The following is an 18935-nucleotide window of genomic DNA, read 5'->3' as shown; positions in this document are numbered from 1 at the left end:
AACAGGATCAACCGATGCGACATTAGCCTCGGCTTTCAACCCAACTGTCTGAATGGATTATATTGCCATCTTTGTAAGTCCAAGTTATTTTTTCATAACGTAGTTCAACACGTTCTAAGTGATTGTATTGCTCTTTAGTTGGATCTTTAATGTTATGCATTTCAGGTTTAATCGATACCACTTTTACACCATCCATCAATGTATTAAAGTATTCGACTTCTTGTCCTGCATCATTAATTTTGTACCATTTGATTTCAACAGATTTTAAATTTTGACCAGTGGTCACTGCTTTATAAAGGTAAGGTGATGAAGCATCGACTTCTTTCACAAATTCAAGTGGTTTGTGCACGCGGGTTCCGGTTAATTTTCCAGTATTACCATCAGTAGGTATGTAAACTTTATGATCAAATTCAACCACTTCTACACTACCTTCACGTCCGACTACCGTTACAGAACCTTTTATTTCTGCACCACCGTCATCTTTAAGAAACATATATGCTGGGACTGCCATTGTATTTACTCCTTTTGTTTTTTTGTTACTAATTTTTATTTATGGTTCGTCAAAATGCAATTTGACATTTGAGGAATTAAACTAATTTCTACACGCCTGTTTTTGGCACGATGTTCAGGGGTATCATTATCCACTAACGGTTTTTTAGCCCCATATCCTTGTATTGCAAAACACGTTTCTGGAATATCACTGGTTTTGATGATCCAGTTTCTTACCGCAACAGCTCGTTCAAGCGATAGCGTTAAGTTTTTATTTTCATCACCTGTCGAATCGGTATGACCGGTAATTAAAATAAGCCAGCCTGTTCCTTGATTAGCATTAATCTGGTTTTTCATTTCCATTAAAGCGTTAATCAATATTTTACTTGAGTCTGGTTTTAGGTTTGACTGGCCCACTTCGAAGAGCGATAAACTATCCAGACGAATCACTGGTGGTTCTTTGACTACCACTTCAGTTTCTTTGACAATAATTTTTTCTGGCTCAGGTGGTTTTGCCACATAATCACTCATTGTGATATTTAATGGTTCGATAAGTCGTAAACCTTGATAAAGCCCCATACCTAAACGAACAGGCTCACCTTGTGCAAGGTATTGATTTAAGATTGCTCTATCATTTTTTAATTGTTCAAGTGCTTGGCGTTTTTCTTCATAAGAGTCCATAGGAATTAACTGATAATGATGAATATCATTTTGAACTTGCTCGGCAAGTTTAAGGTTATTCCAAAACGATGCACCCAAACAGCCCATTCCAAAAAGGGATGTGATAATGACTAAACCGCAAATCATGGTACAAATTGGCGAAAATGGGTATGCAATTGGCATAAACTTAACTAATGCATCGGGTGGACTGATGATTTCTTGTATTTTATGTGTATTAGGAAGTGGTAAGGTGGTCAAACTTTCCCACAATTTTTGGATAACGTTATTGCTAATAATAGATTGATTAGTAGGATAAATAGCCATCGCTGTTGGTACACATTTGGTAATAGGCTGTTTTGAATCTGTTAGCGTACTTAATACGACATGTTCAATCCAAGACTGTGTTTCGATCAAGAAAGGTCTAAGTCGTAATCGACGTTCTCGTTCGTCAGACGAAATTTTGATGTCATTTACCCAGTTATCAATTGGTGATAAATAACGATCAAGCAAGTATAAGCGCTCATTAACTAATTGAAACCAGTAAATGGGTAATGGATTTTGTTCATCATAAATTAAATCATTAAAACCAATATGTGTAGATATATAGACAGGTAATTGATATTTTGCAATTCGGCATGTGTCAACCCAAGATTGACGAAAAGCTTGTAACTTTGCAATCAATAATCCTTGTTTGTCTTCTAATTCAGGTGCAATAGCTAAAAATATACCAACTCGACCTAACATGTCAGGCCATTTTGAGATTAATGAATCATAGACAATTGGTAGGTGTGAAAACTCTTCAACATAAATCCAAACCGCTTCAGATGAGACTAAAACATTTGATTCAGCTAATGATAAATCATTAGGGAAAAAATCTTTCGCGGCACTACCTGTTACCAATAAAATCGGTAAACGATAGCGTTGTCTTGCTGGTAATAAATCCAGTTTTTGAGTTAAGAATTGAATATTGGCGGTTGAGGAAGCAAGTATTTGTCGGTATCGCTTTAGTCGCCATAAAAGTCCACCCGCAATCACTATAATTACAATAGTTCCAATTATCTTCCAACCAATGGTTATGGGTAAAAAAACAAATAGTAACAATAGGCTCAATATGACTGCGTAAATAATCTGGATACGCTTAGGGTAATCGCTCATAAAACTCCCTTTTAACCGACAATTTGTTGAATCAATGTATCGAGTCGATAATTTAATACAAAATATAGCGCTACGACGGCAACTATCGATAATCCAGTGCAAGATAATAAGACCGTCTTTCGCCCCCAATAACGATGAGTTTGTGTTTGTTCAATTATTGGATGTGATTGCTCTGGTTCATATTCACGCAAAGCTTCGCGCAAGGCTAAAATGAGATGCTCTCGTTCCATTTGTGGTTTATCAAGATAACGACCTTGAAAGCCTAATCCTAATACACGATCAAAACAACTCAACACTAAAAAGTCTTTTTTATCTGCTTTTAATCTTGCACGAACTTTGTCAAATAAGTCATTGCCGGCATTATGAGTATTAAAAAAGATAACTTGTAATGGTGCACCTAACCATTCATCGTAATCTTGATTTTTAGGATTATCGCGATCACAAAGCAAGACTGTTTCATCTAATAATGCACACAATGCATAGCTGATATCATCAATCACGTCTTTACTGTATTGAGCGTTAAACAATTTTTCCCTAACGGCCATTACTTGTTGTTTACAAAGTTCATATAATTTGTGACCAGAAGGGATATCTGCTTTAGCTTTAAGTTGTACCACCACTAAGATTGAATCTCTTAGCAATTCATCAATAACCACTTTTTGAGGTTCTATACTCATATTGTTTTCCTAAGATCGCAAAACCGCGAACAGTTCCATTGAAATATCAGGCATTGCCCTTGGGACATAAAATTCGCAACATCGGGTTAGTAACATATTTTTAGCTGCTTGATTTGAAAGATCCAATGCAAAATATTGATTTTCCAAACGCATCGGTATTGCCGCAGGTACATGACTTAGTGCTTTTATAGGTATGCCCGACAGCGCTGAATGTATAATTTGTCTTACATCATCAGGTGCCCCTGCTTTACATAAAATAGGAAATTGCGATTGCAATTGATGACCAGGCATACTTGAACGAACTGAAAGATAAAAATCTGCATCTTCAACAAGGCGAGAATCATTTAACCGACCAGTCCACAGTGTATCTTTGTCATGAACTAGGTCAATTTTGATCACGCGAGATGGTAGACTTTCTTCTAACAGGTTACGGACTAATCCAAATAGCGGAGGAAACACTTCATTGAGTTTTTCATGTTGGTAAGCAGGTATATCATCAACGTCATTCGCCAATGAAAATGTTAGTAAAGCCCCTGTTAGTGCAGTTAGCGTTTGATAAAGATTTTCCGGATGAATAGTTGGATTATCCCGTAAGAACTTAAGTTGTGGTTCAAAAGTGTTTAATGCATTTAAGAGCCAAAATAAAGAGACATCAGCAATTGCAAATTCCGCCATTTGCTGATTACGCTCATGACGCATACCCATTAAGCGCTGGCGTTTTGCTTGTATTTGAACACAGAGCAGTTCTAATTCTTTTAATAGTGCGCCACTTTGAGTGAAGAGATTCATAAGTGGTGGAATATAGTCAAAGTCTAGAACAAATCGACCATTTAAATCACGCTTTAATTTAGCAATTGGGCAGGTTAGGTAATCACTATGATCTTCAAAGTCGAATAAAAACGTTAAGGCATAACGCTCTACAGCAATGGTTTCAGCATTTTGACCAAATAAGTCAGTTACTTCAATCCATTCTTGTCGATAACGTAAAGGTCGCTCAAGGCGCTGATTATCTTGTAAACAGTTGCCTCCGTTCGCTTGTAGTAAAGCAATACCTACCAAAACAGTAACCTCTTCAAGCTCGACAGGGATTTCTGTATTGAGTGATCTTATTTCCGGTAATTTATCTGCAATATCGGTATTAATGATCACGCCATCAGGAAAACGGATACTAATAGATTCAGCCATGAGGCGATCAGCTGTTAGCGCTTGCGTATCTATAGTCAGCTTTTCAATTCCCCACGGATTAGCCACCGACATGGCGGCTAACTTTTGTGATGAAAATTGATTCCATAATGCCTGTTGTTGGAATTGTTGAGGCGTCAAAAAGACACCTTCATTCCATAAAGGACGAAAAATTTTCATGTATCGTAACACTCCCAGTATTTATATGAATGATATTACGCTTTGGCTTTAGGCATTTGTGATACCATTGACAAATTAATATCCATTCCTTCAATCTGGAAATGAGGAATTAAAAATGTTTTAACACGGAAAAATCCTGGGTTATCTTCAATATCCTCAACCATTACTTTCGCTTCTCGTAATGGATGTGCTGCTTGAACTTCATCGCTTGGATCGGTCATTTCGGTAACAAGATTGCTAATCCATTTATTTAATTCGAGCTCTAACACACGACGATCTTTTGTTGCACCAATATTTTCACGTTGAATGACTTTCAAATAGTGTGCAATGCGTGATAATAAGAAAATATAAGGCAAGCGCGCATTGATACGGCTATTTGCGGTGGCTTCTTTTGTGTCATAAAGAGCAGGTTTTTGTGTTGAATTAGCCGAGAAGAAGCATGCATAATCTCTATTTTTATAGAAAGATAGAGGAATAAAACCTAAGTTTGCAAATTCAAACTCACGTGTTTCAGGAATAAGAACTTCTGTTGGAATTTTAACTTGATTACCTGTTCCTAAATCATAAAGATGGATAGGTAGGTCTTCAACTAGTCCACCAGCTTGAGGGCCACGAATCTGAACACACCAGCCATTGCGTATAAAACTTTGTACCATATTAGCTGCAAAAGCATACGAAGCATTAGCCCATAAGTAACGGTTATGTTCAAGACCTTTAACGTCTTCAATATAGTTGAAACTACGCACTGGCACAGTATCAGGTCCGTAAGGTAGGCGCGCAAGTACTCTTGGTAATGTTAACCCTACATAACGAGAATCATCAGTATCACGGAAACTATTCCATTTGGTGTACTCTGCACGATCAAAATAGTTGGCGATGTCTTTTATCGCTGCGACTTCTTCCATCGTTTCTTTACCAAAGAATTTAGGTCCTACTGAACCGATAAATGGCATATGTGCTGCTGCTGAAACTTTTGAAATGTTACGTAATAAAGCAATATCTTGTGGATTACGATCAAATTCATAATTTGAAATTGTCACACCAATTGGTTCACCACCTGGTGTATCATATTCCTGAATATAGGTATGTCGATAAAAACCGGTTTGGATAATTTCAGGAGCATCTTCAAAATCTTGACGTAGTTCTTCTTTGGATACATCTAATAATTCAATTTTCACATTACGACGAAAATCGGTACGGTTTACTAGAAATTTTAATCCACGCCAAGTTGCTTCAATTTCTTGAAATGTCTCATTATGCATAATAGCATCAAGTTGGCGGCTCAATTTTTGATCTATTTGGCTAATATGATAATCCAATAAATGTTTATCGAGTTTTTCAATTTTTTGAGAAGAATTTTGAATCAGTTTAAGAAGGATATTAACAGCTATAGTAACTCGTTCATCTTGTGAAGATTCTGACAACACGTCATTATCTTCATATTTATCAATTTCGCTCGCTTTTTCAATTGGATTTAAATTAATTTTGTTGAATAAAGATTGATAAACACTACCGTTATCTTCTAATGCTACTTTATTTGCATTGTTTTGTTCTTTTTGTACAGTCATCATTTTTTCCTTACATTCGTATCAAACACAGTATTCCTTTTTAGAAAGTTTCTAAATAGAGTTATTAAAGAACATATCTATTTAGTACTTTCAGCTACAATGGCCTCTAATTCAGCGCGAAGCTCATCGGATAACTGTTCATCTTTCACGATTTTTTCTAGCTCATAACGAAATGTAGCGTTATCTAACAAATTGGATTTCAAATCTCTTAACAAATTGCGCATCGCCAATAACGAGCGTAATTGTGGGATTTTTTTGGCAATTTGTTCAGGCGAGAAATCATTCATAGATTCAAATGCGAGATTAATGCTGATATCACTTCCATCGTCAGCAAGTGTATTAGGGACACTAATTGTGGCTTCAGGTCGGAAATCTTTCAACACCGCGTCAAAATTATTTTTATTAATTGAGACTTTTTCTTTTTCAGATAATGGACGTTTGTCTTTACCCCGACCATAATCGCCAATAGATAATACTTTTAGCGGTAATTCAACTTTCTTTTTAGCACCACCAGTGTGGAGATCTAAATGAATATTTACGCGAGCAGGAGGGACTTCATTTTGATAACTATTTGACATATGTTTTCCTTTTTCTTCCTTATTTGATTTGTGTATTTACTAAAGCAAAATAGATAATTTCTATGTAAAAGTTATTTTCTTCCATTGGCTATAATTTATTCTTTTAATGAAGCATCCTGCTCGAATGAGTGGTTTGTTTAGTTGATTCAACACTAAATCTATAATAACTTTCACAAATTTATATTTTTTATAACCAACATCTTAAACAATGTTTAATAATTTGCCAAGCTATTTTGATTATCTAAACTATGTATTTTATAAAATGTGATGATATGTGAAATTTAGACAGATTTTTAGTTACTTATTTGCATATTTGGTTTAAATTAATCCAGATAAATAGGGGAGGATCTCAATATTAGTCGAATTATTGTAACAATAAGCTAAATTGGTTTTCATTTTGTGTTGATGATGCAATAAATGATCGTTTGTTACAAGCGCCAGGGTGACCATTTAACGCCACGGCCTTACCCTGATCAAGAAAGTTTGGCTCTCCCTCAATGATGGGATTGACACCATGACCTGTCGAATCGCCTAAGCGAATAACGCCACGCAATTTACCCATTGTTTATTTCCTATTATTTTATAATTAATAATATTTGTATTCGCAAGCAACATTAATCTTTAATACTGTATAAAAAATACCTAATACCGCCAATTTTTTAAATCACGTTACTCCCTTTGATGTAAAAAAAATCCATTATGAATTATAATTCCGTTTACAATATGCCACTCTTTGGCGCGGGCTTCCTTGGCAAAATACGCTTTATAACGTCCTTCTTTTTCGCTTAAAAGCTCTTCCATTTTTTTTCCATATAATTCTTTGATAAAAGGCATATTGGCTTTTAACCAATCTTCAGGCAAATTTTCGATGGTAAATTCAAAATAGACTGGTTTTATTTTTCTTCCAGAAATATAAGTTATTTCATCGTCATCAGTAGGCATATCCTCATATGAATTTTTAAGGCTCTGCACAACAATTCGACCAAAACAAAAACCATCAGTAGATGATTGACGGTGAAAATGCTGTTGCCCAAAAGGGGTTAAACTGTAACGATAAATAGGTTTGCCATCATCTTCACCGGTAGGCTCTTCGCTAAATCGCCCCAGTTCACAATAGGTATCATCAGCATAACGCATCTGTTTTAAATAAGGTCTTCCTTGTTTATCTTTTTTTAAGCGAACCCCTGAATCATAACGGTTAATCGATTTTTCTAAATCTCTTGTCCAACCATAAATTTTTGGTGTGTAGCGTGTGCTGTTAAATATAATTGTTGATTCCTGTGTTTTATTAAAATGTATTTGCAAGATTAGATTGATTGGTACATCATTGTGAAATTGTCGAAACGGGTAATAACTCTCACCGATTTAAACATCATTGTTAGTAGATATACAGTTAGAGCATCATCACTTGGCAATTTTTAACAATATTTCATATAACAACATATTTTTAACCTTTTTTTAATATTATTTCTCTGCATCTGATAACTTTTTTAAGTTAGCTGGTTTTGAGAAAAGAATAATTGCTAACTGAATAAAAAAACCAATAAAAACAGCGAAAATGCAATTAGTTACACCAAAATTTGCACTTATGTATATACCTAAAGCAGCGCCTAAAGGCCGGGCACCAAAAGTAACCGTCATGATCACTGAAGATATTTTCGCTATCATATTATTAGGCGTAACTAACTGCCTTAGCGAGACTGTAGATATGGTCCATATGATGGGGCCAAATCCAAAACAGAAAAAAGATATAAAAACCAATTCTTTGACAGGATATATGGTAGTTAAAAGCATTAATATTGAAGCTACAAAAGCTGATACAGGCCCTAAAGTCAGTTGGAATCCAAAATTTATTCTTGTAGATATAAACTTGTATAGAACGGATCCCAAAAACATTCCTAAACCGATTAGGCTTAATAACATTCCGACTTCAAATGAAGTAAAGGAGAGATTGTTGATAGTATAGTAAGCAAATATTGATAATAGCAAATTAAATGATAAATTAAAGACAAAAGCCGTTATCGTTATAGGTCTTAAATATTTATTTTTAAGTAAAAAAATAAAACCATCACATAGTTCTTGAATTATGTTTCTTCCTGATTTTTTTTGTACAGGCTCCTTGGGTAAACATATTAGAAAAAAGGCACTGATGATCGAAAGTAAAAAAGCCAATATGAATGCTAATCCTCCAGAATAAATGCCAGCAAGAATACCACCTAATGCTGGACCGGCAGTAAAAGCCACACTTTTGGCAATCTCTATTGATCTATTGGCATTAATTAACTGATCTTTTATGACAAAAGATGCGACTAAAGCGGGACTTGCTACACTGTAAATAACAGTACCAATTGCTATAAAAAAACCGAATAATGCAATTTTATTTATTGTCAGGCTCTCTAAAAATGTCAAATAAAACAATATAAATATGGCTGCTGCACGAATAATTTCCATTATGATCATCAATTTCTTTCTAGATACTCTATCTGCAAGTACTCCCATTGGAATCGATAATAATAGAAAAGGTAACGTATTTATCATTTGTATAAATGCTGTTTCAGACGCTGAAGCATGTATAGATAGCACTGCTATAATCGGCAGCACAGCTATTATTATTTGTTCAGAGAATTGCGCAAATAAATTGGAATAAGAAATCTTATGAATTAGTAATTTGTCCATGTTGTTATTTTCCTCATACTGACACTTTATGTTTATATTTGCATTTTCTCAATCTTACTAACAATCCGAATCTTGCTAAAATATTAACCTATTGTTTTATATGTGATAAATTTAGTTCTTTGACACTTTTTGAAAAAAGATTCTATAGTCGCTATTTTTTTTATGAATAATAGGAAATCTTAACCAAAGATAGTTATATGGATATTTATGTTCGATTTAGATTAGGACAATATATATGTTACATTGCTCGTGAATTAGATGTTTTACGCAACAGTGACAAGATGATTATCATTTAATTGTTAATAATTTTATAAAAAATTATTTTTTTCATGAGTATAGTGTCGCCATAAAGTTTTTGGTTTTTATTGAGAACACGTCTCATATCTATTGTACTTTTCAGTCTTGCAATTTAGCTTTCCGTGGATTTTTTTATATAACCATTGAACATTATTTGCCTGCATTTATTTTTTTGCTAATTCTCAACGATGCTCTTTTTGGTTATTCCCTCCGTTTAGGATCTATTTTAACACCTTCCCAACCGATCATGGCTGCTTTACGGTCACTACCCCAATGGTATTGCCCTAATAATCCTGTCGATTTTATAACTCTATGACAAGGAATTAAGAAGGCCACTGGGTTATCACCAATAGCAGAGCCAACCGCACGATTCGCTTTGGGATTATGTATCTTGTTTGCTATGTTGCTATAAGTTGATAGTTTTCCCATAGGAATGGATAACAAAGCCTGCCACACCTTAAGTTGAAAATCCGTACCTTTAATATGTAGCTTTATTTTAGCTAGTTTTGACCAGTCTTGCGTAAATACGAAGATTACATTTTGTTGAATCTGGTCAGTACATTGTCGATATTGCGCATTAGGATATAGCGCTTTCAATGATTGAAGTGATGACTGTTCATCCTCAACAAAAGCGAGATAACAAATTCCTTTTGTTGTTGATGCAATGATGGTTTCACCAAAAGGGCTATCTATAAAACTATAATTAATTGATAAGTTTTCTCCGTTATTTTTATATTCTCCCGGCGTCATACCTTCAATATCAATAAATAGATCATGCAACCTGCTGGTACTCGACAAGCCTAATTCATAGGTGGCATCCAATAATGAGGCGCTTTCTTCTTTTAGAAGGTTTTTAGCGTGAGTGATACTGATATATCTTAGAAATTGTTTAGGACTTACTCCAGCCCAATTAGAAAACATACGCTGGAAATGATAAGGACTTAAATGTACATGTTCTGCGGCCTGTTCGAGCGTCGGTTGAGATTGATAATTTTCACTCAAATATCCAATGGCTTTTTTTATTCGATCAAAATCTCTCTGTTTTTGTTTATTCACTTTGAATACTCCTTTTCAGCAAACCAATGAAGTTATGAGTGATAGGTACCCTACAGTATCATTAATAAATTGTGCCATATTTTTCTGAGACACAGTTTTAATAAATACTAAAGAAATATCAAACTTGATCAATTTCCAGACAAAAGTATTTTCTCGGTCGAGTCTCCAATGAAGAGAGATAAACGTTATATCTTTCTACTCATTGCCTATTTGAAAATTATCGAATTTGTCTTGGCTCTGGTAATAACGAGCGATGTTTAGTAAAGATAGACGTATAAATCTTTATTTGCTCTAACTGCAATTACCATTCCTAAGTTATCTTTTATACATGTTGTTTGAATTTTTTTTAGTATTTGACCGTTGATCAGTTTTATTAATCAATACAGTATATTTACTTGTTGATAGTTTATTTGTGTTTTTCTCTATAATACGTATTGATAATAAACAAAATCAGAACGATTAAAAACCCGAATCTTGCTATTAAAATAATTCATTTTATAAAATAAGTAGCAATTGTGGGGCAAACCTTTAATCGTGTCTTTTTCAATCGGATAGCCTACCAATTGGGGTGAGAATTTATTATGTTGGCGTTTATTAGCGAGTATTCTTCCCTTTGATGTTATTGCATAACAGTATACAGATCCAAAAGAGCAGGTGTCATATGTGTCAATATCAATAGATTGTATACATTGGCAAGTTGATCGTTACTTATCATCTTGCTCAACCAATTATAAGCGCTCGGTTATCTTTTCTAGGTGTCCTTTATCAATACGAGATCCATAATATCTATATTGCAAGTTGATAAGTAATTCCTTAGCTCAATTAGAGGTATTTTAATCACTCCTTCTGTTTATTATTGAAACGCATTTTAATTTTGCAGTTAACCTCTAATTTTGAATGTTAGACGTAACTTAGGTAATAATATTCCAATATTTAAATCTTCGCTCAGTTAAAATACGAAGGTTTTAGCTGAACATAAATGCCTTGCGCAATTGACATGATTGTAAATATTAGCAAATCACGATAAGAATAATTGTGCTTGCATTAACGATTTAAATTTATGCATTTTCCTTTCCCTAAGCCTTGTTGGTTGACGTGAATTTTCAGCTCGATTATTTGCATATTGATGTGGAATATGGGGTGCGGTTGAAAGTAACGTTTTGATTGGTTTAATATGGTTTTTAAGTTTATCGATAACGATGTCGTTGATAGATTTTACTCGTTTTCATCTTGATAATTTTGCCCCAAATCAGTCAATTGGTAATGGTAAAGTAGTGGTTCATTACTCACTTGCTCACGGCTTAACAAACTCAATTCAGTAAGGGGACTGTTAAAAAACCGCCATAAAGCGGTTAATCAAAATGTAAAATAAATGACAATTAATCATCATTTATTTTATGAGCTTTTAAAAACGCCGGTCTACTCATCGCTTTTTGAAGATAGTTTTCAAGTTTTTTGTCCAACGTAATGCCAAATGCTTTTGCAAACATTAATCGATGAGATAAAAAGATATCTGCTAACGTAAAGGTATCACCAATGAGCCATGCATTTGTGTCTTTTAGTTCTATTCTAGACAAAACATCAATGGTTTGTTTTTTAAAGTAATTGATAAATTCTGGCGATTGCTGATCTTCAGGAGTAAACAGTATCTGTTTAGCAAGGCAAGAAAGTGGCGTTTCTAAGTCAGTAATCGAAAAACTAATTAAAGAATTGATAATAGCCTTTTCTTGTAAATTCGCAGGGTATAACGTATTTTGTTTTTTTTCACAAATATAAAGGCATATGGCCAACGTTTCACTTAATGAAAAACTCCCTTCCATTAAAAATGGTACTTTACCAAAAGGATGAGGTGATTTGACGGCCGCATCATCTGTGTGTATTTTAACCCGTATTGCTTCATAAGGAAGGCCTATTTCTTCCAAAGCCCAGATAACAGTTAAAGATCGTGATCCAGGTGCAGTGTATATTTTCAAGCTTCGTCTCCTATTAATAAATTAAATAATCGGTATTGCGTAAAAGTAAGCATTCATTTTTGGTTTAAGTGATCATTGCTTATCGGAACTCTAGATGATCACTTTATTTAAAAAATAGATTGTATAGTTGTTGCTGGATAAAACAAAATCTTTACTGTTACTTTATTTACTAGTTATCCAAAGACAGATGTAAAACTGAATAAATTTTGTCTTTATCGTCTATAGTTTTTTGGTTTATGCTCAAAAAAGAATGGAATGTGGTTAATTTCTATTTAGCTGGATTATGATTTATATTCGTTTTTATTTATAATAATCTAATATTTTGACGGAGTAATAAATTTAAGGGTTACAATATATCCTGAGGGATATTTTTGAAGAAAAGCTGTTTATTAAAACTTGAATTGCGACTAATTGATCAACCTTTAGGAAAGATGGCGGAAGCGCAGAGATTCGAACTCTGGGAGGGTCGCCCCTCGCCGGTTTTCAAGACCGGTGCTTTCAACCGCTCAGCCACACTTCCGCAATGGCTGTGAATATTAAAGGAGACTTATGAATTTGTAAATAGCTATTTTCAATTTTTTCATCGTTTGCTTTAAATTTCATCAAATTTGAGGTGAATATTCGTGTCATGATGCTTTTACCATCAAAATAGTGCCATCATTTCTTTAAATGAGTATAATATGATTTAAATAAAACAGCGTGTTTATAAAAATGTTAAGTCAAATACCAACCGATGATAAAGGTTACCTAAAAAATTGGCAGGATTGGAGCGTTGATTTAGTCCCACTGTTGGCCGCTAAAGAGTCGATAGAATTAACCGATGCGCATTGGGAAGTGATATTATTTGTTCGTGATTTTTATTTAGAATATAAAACTTCACCAGCTATTCGAGCATTAGTTAAAGCTATGGAAAAAAAATTTGGCACAGAAAAAGGTAATAGTCGCTATTTGTATAAGTTATTTCCTGATGGCCCGGCAAAACAGGCAACTAAACTTGCAGGTTTACCGAAACCAGTTAAATGTATCTAAATTTAGTGAATAGATAAAACTCATGATTAGATGGAAAGTCCCATTAATTTTATTAGCTGTACTTAGCTATTTGCAATACTCACTGTGGTATGGCAAAAATAATGTTTATGATTATCAAGATAATGTTCAAATATTAGCAGATCTTCATGAACAAAATGCGCAATTGAAAGACCGTAATGAACAGATGTTTGCTGAAATTAATGATTTGCAGCGTGGTTCGGAAGCGATAGAAGAGCGAGCGCGTAGTCATTTAGGTATGGTCAAGCCCAATGAATATTTTTATCGAATTATTGTTGATTCAAAAACACAACATCGTTAAGGCATAATGCAGTGAATAGGAATTGTAATATTACGGCTATTGTTCCAGCGGCAGGAATAGGTTGTCGAATGCGTAGCCAATTACCAAAACAATATTTAAAAATTGGCTCAATGACGGTTATCGAGCATACCTTAAATAAGTTATTATCACATCCTAAAATAGCACAAATTATCGTTGTTATTAGCCCTGAAGATGTGATGTTTAACACACTAGCTATTGCTGCGCATGATAAAATAAACGTTACGATAGGTGGTAAAACTCGTGCCGAATCTGTATTAGCTGGTTTACATTTGTTGCAAGATGATGATTGGGCTTTAGTGCACGATGCAGCTAGGCCTTGTGTTCATTATGACGATATTACGCGTTTAATTGATATTGTGTTAAATTCACAGCAAGGCGGCATTTTAGCCACTCGCGTCAGTGATACGATAAAGCGTGCCTATCAAGACAATGATAAAATAATTGAACGTTCAGAAGATAGAACGCATTTATGGGCAGCTGCAACCCCTCAATTATTTACAGCTAAAGTACTCAAATCATGTTTACTTAATGCGTTGAATAATCATATAACTATCACCGATGAAGCTTCTGCTATTGAGTATTGTGGAGGGCATCCTATATTAGTTGAATGTCGCCGAGACAATATAAAAATTACTCAACCTGAGGATTTAGCATTAGCTACTTTTTATTTAACTCATTCAACTTTAAAGTAGGTACCAGTATGAGAATAGGGCATGGATTTGATGTTCATAAATTTGGTGGTGATGGACCAATTACTCTCGCCGGCGTGAAAATTCCTTATCAATATGGTCTGATAGCGCATTCCGATGGCGATGTGGTATTACATGCTATTACCGATGCTTTAATCGGTGCATTAGCGTTAGGTGATATTGGAAAGTTTTTTCCTGATAACGATCCGCAATACTTAGGTATAGACAGTCGCATATTATTAAAAAAAGTTTATAGCACAATACAAGCTAAAGGGTATCAACTGGTTAATTTAGATACCACAATAATTGCACAGGAACCAAAAATGCGCCCCCATATTGATCAAATGCGGATTAATATTGCCGAAGATCTGAATGTTCATTTTGATCAAATTAGTGTTAAAGCAACAACCACTGAACAATTGGGCTTTACTGGGCGTAAAGAAGGCATTGCTTGTGAAGCAGTAGTGTTATTAACTAAAATAGTTAAAGACAATTAAATTGAAAAAAATAGGTAGTATCTGTGTTAGCTGAACTAAATTATTTTTATGGAAAACCCACCACAATTGGCCAGTATAAACAAAAATTTGAAGATTTTGTTGTTACAGAAGATCTTGGTTTTGAGTTGACCAACGATGGTGAACATGTTTTTGTTTTTTTACAAAAACGTGATTGTAATACCATTTTTGTTGCCGAGCAGTTGGCAAAATATGTCGGTATTTCGGCTAAATTTGTGAGTTATGCAGGGTTAAAAGATCGTCAAGCTGTCACTCAACAGTGGTTTAGTTTACATATGCCAGGTCAAGCTACGCCTGATTTTTCGAATTTTAATTTAGATGGATGTAAAATACTAAAAGTAACTCGCCATAATAAGAAATTAAAAATAGGTGCATTAAAAGGCAACTATTTTAATATCAACCTAACATCATTAAGCAATAAATCCGAAATTGAATCAAAATTAGCTTTGATTATACAATTTGGTGTACCAAATTATTTTGGTGAACAACGTTTTGGTCGTGAGCAAAATAATGTTGTTCAAGCAATAAAATGGGCCAATGGTGAAATATCTGTTACTGATCGTAAAAAGCGTAGCTTTTATCTTTCCGCTGCTCGAAGTGCAATTTTTAATAATATTGTCAGCCAACGAATTGCACAGAATTTGCATCAAACAGTGCTTGATGGTGATATATTACAGCTTGCTGGTCGTGGCAGTTGGTTTGTTGCCCAAGCTGAAGAGTTACCCTCTTTACAACAACGTGTACATCAAGGTGAAATCAATATAACAGCACCTATGGTTGGTGATTCGCCATTAGGGACAACATCTGTCGCTTTTGAATTTGAGCAATCTTGTCTACAAAGTTGGTCTAATTTTAACTCATTATTTGCCAAAGAGCGCGTTGAAACAGCAAGACGTTCGATAGTCGTTTATCCATCACAATTGAGTTGGCAATGGTTAGATGATAATAATGTTAATTTGAAATTCTATTTACCATCAGGTTGTTATGCAACAAGCGTGATACGTGAATTGATAATAGGAAGTGAGTAAATACATGCAAAGTTTAAAAATGCAATCTTTAATTAAATTGTTGCGTCAGCAAGGAATCAAAGATGAGCGTGTCTTAACAGCGTTTGCTGCTATTCCTAGGGAGCATTTTGTTGATGAGGCACTTTCTCATCAGGCTTATGATAATCGGTCTTTACCTATTGGTAGTGGGCAAACTATTTCACAACCTTACATTGTCGCCAAAATGACAGAATTATTGAAACTAGAACCCCATTCAAAAGTACTTGAAATTGGAACAGGCTCGGGTTATCAAACGGCGATATTAGCTAAGTTAGTCGATCATGTTTGTTCTGTAGAAAGGATTAAAAGTTTGCAATGGAATACTAAACGGCGTTTAAAACAGTTAGATCTTCACAATATTTCAACGCGTCATGGAAATGGCTGGTTAGGTTGGCCTGAACGAGGTCCTTTTGATGGTATTATTGTTACGGCTGCTGCATCTGAAGTGCCTAGTAAATTACTCGAACAATTAGCCGATAAAGGTCGATTGGTTATACCGGTAGGTAATGAACATAAACAAATTTTGCAGGTTATTGAACGAAACGGTGATAATTTTATTGTCAATAATGTTGGTGATGTTAAGTTTGTTCCGTTAGTAAAAGGTGATATTGAATAACCAAAGCCATCAAATTGATTGATGGCTTTTATTTAATACATTTGGATTGTATTCTAGGCCTTTCTTATTTGTGGCGATCTCAAGTGAGTTTGGTAATTGTTACGTATTACGTTTTATACTAACTATATAATCTATATTTTATAGATTCTTATTTGGGCGTTTTACTTTCCTTTAGTATCCTTTTATTCTAAAACGTGAAATTGAACTTCTATACCTGACTCAAGCGTAACAATTTACTGTTTTTGTTCAGAATGTTTCCATTCACAAATTCCATAAATAGCATTGAACAAATAAATCAGGTATTGAGTTGCAATGATAATATTATTGGTATAAATATTTAAACCAATAACCAAGACATTCAAAATCACCCACAAATACCAATTGAATGAATATCTCATCATCAGTAAAAGTTGAGCAACCACACCTAATCCAAAAATAAAACAGTTTGTAATCAGTTGATATATTGTATTATCTACGCCAATAGCATTAGTTAAATAGACATTAAAAAAGACAGCTATAATCAGAAAAATAAGGGTATATAAAAAAGCTTGCTCACTAAGTGATCGAACTTTGACATGTTGATGACTATCCAGGTTTTTTTGCCAAGTGATTAATCCATAAACATGTGAGCCAAAATAGTAAAAAGTAGGCAAGCCTGCACCAATATTGCCACCAAGAAAGTTAGCGCAACACTCAGCGACTACAGCTAGCATTCCTAGCACATTCCCTAAGTTTTTGCGTTTAGCTAATAAGATTACACATAACAATCCACAAAATGCACCAGCATACGACACGGCATAACGTAAATTGAAATTATTAAATGGATCTGTATATAAAAAAGCTAAGGTGACACAAAGTACACAGAAGTAAGGATAAAATCGATTACGTCCTATAGTGATAATAAAATTGGCTAATTTATTCATGATTAAGACTCTTCATCGTTAATAAGTTGATTGACTAGTTCAATACAGCGTAAATATCGTTCATCATAGTCAGGTGAATCGATTTGAACATAACTAATATGGTTTTTTTCTAATAATGAGATAAGTAGTTGCTGAAAGTCCTTTCGCTGTTTTGGGCTGCCTAAACTACGTAATCCATCAGCAACCCAAGGGGTGTTATTACCTAACAAAATGACCAGATCAAATCGATAGTTGTTGATCATGGCTTGTAAAAATGGATGCTCTTTACCTTCATATTTTTTGCAAAATGCTTGTGTGGTAATAAAATCAGTATCAATGAACGACACTTTATTGGCATGTTTGATTGCAAAATCGATATATTGTGCATGTCCTAAAGCAATTTTATCGTAATCTGCATATTGCAATGCTCGTTCATCCCCACCAAGTTGAGAAAATACATAATCACGACCATATTCCCAAGCGCTAGTGGTATTAAACATATTGGCTAACTTATTGACTAATGTCGATTTACCACTTGATTCACCACCAAGAATAGCAATAGTTCGTACAAAAAACGGTCTAACTTCAGTTGGAATATATTGCCAATTTTTTAAAGGGGCTTGGCGAATTTGAGTGCCACTTACTTGCATAAATCGGCGTGTAGGATCAATAAGTACGGTATCTAAATCGAATAAATCTTTATACATCGCTACATCTTGTGGTTCACTGGAATAGACACAACTAGGATTAATGCCTTTTTCCTTAAATAACTTTTTAACGCGATCACTCCACTCATTCCAACCATTTGGATATGAAGGAATACCATCTTCTTCTAAAAGCTCAATATGGATATTTTTTTGATATTTAAACGTTTGTAATAACCAACGAATCCGATCGTTAATTGTTGGTTGGCGTGACATTGCACTTTGTTTAAATAGCGCCATATCTCGCATCGTATCGGAACAAAGAATCACATAAAGTTCGTCAACTTGGCTAATAGCTCGTTGAATAAGATAAATATGGCCAGTATGTAGTGGATAAAACTTGCCAAAAATAACGCCTACTTTTTTATGTTTACAATTGGGATCAATTTGCAAATAGTGATGGAGTGATTGTAACTTTTGAGCACTAGGATTTTTGATTTTATCATTAATTAGTTGGCTCAAATAACCTTTGGTCATTTGGCAGGCATCAGCAACTGTTTGTAACGATAAATTTTTGCGTTTTATGGCTGTTTTTAAATAACTAAAACCATTCATATCGCCCCCTTATCTTTTGTTTTTTATCTGAAACAAAATTTACAATAT

19 protein-coding genes and 1 tRNA gene are annotated in these 18935 nt (G+C 34.4%); 6 read left to right on the top strand and 14 right to left on the bottom strand.

The annotated features are described in order from the left end of the window. Positions 1 to 22: 22 nt before the first annotated feature. The 12 genes from J3U66_RS04125 to J3U66_RS04060 form a co-directional block, all read right to left on the bottom strand. The gene (locus J3U66_RS04125; protein WP_065632981.1) at positions 23 to 511 is read right to left on the bottom strand and encodes an Hcp family type VI secretion system effector; all 489 of its coding nucleotides are present in this window, start codon (positions 509 to 511) and stop codon (positions 23 to 25) included. Between the two features lie 35 nt (positions 512 to 546). Further along, positions 547 to 2304 (bottom strand): OmpA family protein, encoded by a 1758-nt coding sequence (locus tag J3U66_RS04120; RefSeq protein ID WP_267348071.1) that lies wholly within the window; start codon positions 2302 to 2304, stop codon positions 547 to 549. 11 nt (positions 2305 to 2315) lie between these two features. Next, positions 2316 to 2981 (bottom strand): type VI secretion system protein TssL, short form, encoded by a 666-nt coding sequence (gene tssL / locus J3U66_RS04115; RefSeq protein ID WP_065632983.1) that lies wholly within the window; start codon positions 2979 to 2981, stop codon positions 2316 to 2318. A gap of 9 nt (positions 2982 to 2990) precedes the next feature. Further along, complete coding sequence (gene tssK, locus J3U66_RS04110; protein ID WP_267348069.1) at positions 2991 to 4343, bottom strand: type VI secretion system baseplate subunit TssK; 1353 nt, start codon at positions 4341 to 4343, stop codon at positions 2991 to 2993. 35 nt (positions 4344 to 4378) lie between these two features. Beyond that, positions 4379 to 5911 carry a type VI secretion system contractile sheath large subunit gene (tssC, locus tag J3U66_RS04105; RefSeq protein WP_065632985.1) on the bottom strand — a complete coding sequence of 511 codons (1533 nt, stop codon included), beginning with the start codon at positions 5909 to 5911 and terminating at the stop codon, positions 4379 to 4381. Between the two features lie 77 nt (positions 5912 to 5988). Further along, on the bottom strand, positions 5989 to 6489 hold the full coding sequence (gene tssB / locus J3U66_RS04100) for a type VI secretion system contractile sheath small subunit (RefSeq protein ID WP_065632986.1): 501 nt from the start codon (positions 6487 to 6489) through the stop codon (positions 5989 to 5991). Positions 6490 to 6853: 364 nt separating this feature from the next. Further along, complete coding sequence (locus J3U66_RS04095; RefSeq protein ID WP_267348068.1) at positions 6854 to 7051, bottom strand: hypothetical protein; 198 nt, start codon at positions 7049 to 7051, stop codon at positions 6854 to 6856. 107 nt (positions 7052 to 7158) lie between these two features. After that, positions 7159 to 7794, bottom strand: a complete 636-nt coding sequence (locus J3U66_RS04090; protein ID WP_267348067.1) for a hypothetical protein — start codon at positions 7792 to 7794, stop codon at positions 7159 to 7161. Between the two features lie 159 nt (positions 7795 to 7953). Continuing rightward, a complete protein-coding gene (locus J3U66_RS04085; protein ID WP_267348065.1) occupies positions 7954 to 9165 on the bottom strand; it encodes an MFS transporter in 1212 nt (403 codons plus the stop codon). A 498-nt stretch (positions 9166 to 9663) separates the two neighbouring features. Then, positions 9664 to 10518: a methylated-DNA--[protein]-cysteine S-methyltransferase gene (locus tag J3U66_RS12815; protein WP_416379715.1), complete on the bottom strand. Its 855-nt coding sequence runs from the start codon at positions 10516 to 10518 to the stop codon at positions 9664 to 9666. A 1379-nt stretch (positions 10519 to 11897) separates the two neighbouring features. Then, on the bottom strand, positions 11898 to 12491 hold the full coding sequence (locus J3U66_RS04065; RefSeq protein WP_267333232.1) for a glutathione S-transferase family protein: 594 nt from the start codon (positions 12489 to 12491) through the stop codon (positions 11898 to 11900). A gap of 432 nt (positions 12492 to 12923) precedes the next feature. After that, positions 12924 to 13011: transfer RNA gene (locus J3U66_RS04060), tRNA-Ser, on the bottom strand. Positions 13012 to 13202: 191 nt separating this feature from the next. Here J3U66_RS04060 and J3U66_RS04055 point away from each other — a divergent pair. From J3U66_RS04055 to J3U66_RS04030, 6 genes are read left to right on the top strand one after another with little or no spacing between them, the layout of a single operon-like run. Further along, a complete protein-coding gene (locus J3U66_RS04055) occupies positions 13203 to 13520 on the top strand; it encodes a TusE/DsrC/DsvC family sulfur relay protein (protein ID WP_267333231.1) in 318 nt (105 codons plus the stop codon). A gap of 22 nt (positions 13521 to 13542) precedes the next feature. Then, positions 13543 to 13839, top strand: coding sequence for a cell division protein FtsB (gene ftsB / locus J3U66_RS04050; RefSeq protein ID WP_065632994.1), 297 nt, complete (start codon positions 13543 to 13545; stop codon positions 13837 to 13839). Between the two features lie 11 nt (positions 13840 to 13850). After that, complete coding sequence (gene ispD, locus J3U66_RS04045) at positions 13851 to 14552, top strand: 2-C-methyl-D-erythritol 4-phosphate cytidylyltransferase (RefSeq protein ID WP_267348063.1); 702 nt, start codon at positions 13851 to 13853, stop codon at positions 14550 to 14552. Between the two features lie 8 nt (positions 14553 to 14560). Next, positions 14561 to 15046, top strand: a complete 486-nt coding sequence (ispF, locus tag J3U66_RS04040; RefSeq protein WP_267333229.1) for a 2-C-methyl-D-erythritol 2,4-cyclodiphosphate synthase — start codon at positions 14561 to 14563, stop codon at positions 15044 to 15046. A gap of 23 nt (positions 15047 to 15069) precedes the next feature. Beyond that, positions 15070 to 16092 carry a tRNA pseudouridine(13) synthase TruD gene (gene truD / locus J3U66_RS04035; protein WP_267343739.1) on the top strand — a complete coding sequence of 341 codons (1023 nt, stop codon included), beginning with the start codon at positions 15070 to 15072 and terminating at the stop codon, positions 16090 to 16092. 4 nt (positions 16093 to 16096) lie between these two features. After that, the gene (locus tag J3U66_RS04030) at positions 16097 to 16726 is read left to right on the top strand and encodes a protein-L-isoaspartate(D-aspartate) O-methyltransferase (RefSeq protein WP_267333227.1); all 630 of its coding nucleotides are present in this window, start codon (positions 16097 to 16099) and stop codon (positions 16724 to 16726) included. A gap of 233 nt (positions 16727 to 16959) precedes the next feature. Here the strand turns inward: J3U66_RS04030 and pnuC are convergent, their stop codons facing one another. After that, the gene (gene pnuC / locus J3U66_RS04025) at positions 16960 to 17649 is read right to left on the bottom strand and encodes a nicotinamide riboside transporter PnuC (protein ID WP_267333226.1); all 690 of its coding nucleotides are present in this window, start codon (positions 17647 to 17649) and stop codon (positions 16960 to 16962) included. A 2-nt stretch (positions 17650 to 17651) separates the two neighbouring features. Then, positions 17652 to 18887, bottom strand: coding sequence for a multifunctional transcriptional regulator/nicotinamide-nucleotide adenylyltransferase/ribosylnicotinamide kinase NadR (nadR, locus tag J3U66_RS04020; protein ID WP_267333225.1), 1236 nt, complete (start codon positions 18885 to 18887; stop codon positions 17652 to 17654). Positions 18888 to 18935 lie beyond the last annotated feature (48 nt).

The organism is Gilliamella sp. B2969 (genome assembly GCF_026536195.1).
GTDB lineage: Bacteria > Pseudomonadota > Gammaproteobacteria > Enterobacterales > Orbaceae > Gilliamella.
This window is presented reverse-complemented; position numbering and strand designations above follow the sequence as displayed.

What these genes read in the sequence shown, in the direction of transcription:
- ispF (WP_267333229.1), top strand. Translation starts at nt 14,561, where the DNA reads ATGAGAATAGGGCATGGATTTGATGTTCATAAATTTGGTGGTGATGGA.
- pnuC (WP_267333226.1), bottom strand. Translation starts at nt 17,649, where the DNA reads ATGAATAAATTAGCCAATTTTATTATCACTATAGGACGTAATCGATTT.
- J3U66_RS04055 (WP_267333231.1), top strand. Translation starts at nt 13,203, where the DNA reads ATGTTAAGTCAAATACCAACCGATGATAAAGGTTACCTAAAAAATTGG.
- J3U66_RS04095 (WP_267348068.1), bottom strand. Translation starts at nt 7,051, where the DNA reads ATGGGTAAATTGCGTGGCGTTATTCGCTTAGGCGATTCGACAGGTCAT.
- tssL (WP_065632983.1), bottom strand. Translation starts at nt 2,981, where the DNA reads ATGAGTATAGAACCTCAAAAAGTGGTTATTGATGAATTGCTAAGAGAT.
- tssK (WP_267348069.1), bottom strand. Translation starts at nt 4,343, where the DNA reads ATGAAAATTTTTCGTCCTTTATGGAATGAAGGTGTCTTTTTGACGCCT.
- J3U66_RS04085 (WP_267348065.1), bottom strand. Translation starts at nt 9,165, where the DNA reads ATGGACAAATTACTAATTCATAAGATTTCTTATTCCAATTTATTTGCG.
- J3U66_RS04120 (WP_267348071.1), bottom strand. Translation starts at nt 2,304, where the DNA reads ATGAGCGATTACCCTAAGCGTATCCAGATTATTTACGCAGTCATATTG.
- tssB (WP_065632986.1), bottom strand. Translation starts at nt 6,489, where the DNA reads ATGTCAAATAGTTATCAAAATGAAGTCCCTCCTGCTCGCGTAAATATT.
- J3U66_RS04030 (WP_267333227.1), top strand. Translation starts at nt 16,097, where the DNA reads ATGCAAAGTTTAAAAATGCAATCTTTAATTAAATTGTTGCGTCAGCAA.
- nadR (WP_267333225.1), bottom strand. Translation starts at nt 18,887, where the DNA reads ATGAATGGTTTTAGTTATTTAAAAACAGCCATAAAACGCAAAAATTTA.
- tssC (WP_065632985.1), bottom strand. Translation starts at nt 5,911, where the DNA reads ATGACTGTACAAAAAGAACAAAACAATGCAAATAAAGTAGCATTAGAA.
- J3U66_RS04125 (WP_065632981.1), bottom strand. Translation starts at nt 511, where the DNA reads ATGGCAGTCCCAGCATATATGTTTCTTAAAGATGACGGTGGTGCAGAA.
- ftsB (WP_065632994.1), top strand. Translation starts at nt 13,543, where the DNA reads ATGATTAGATGGAAAGTCCCATTAATTTTATTAGCTGTACTTAGCTAT.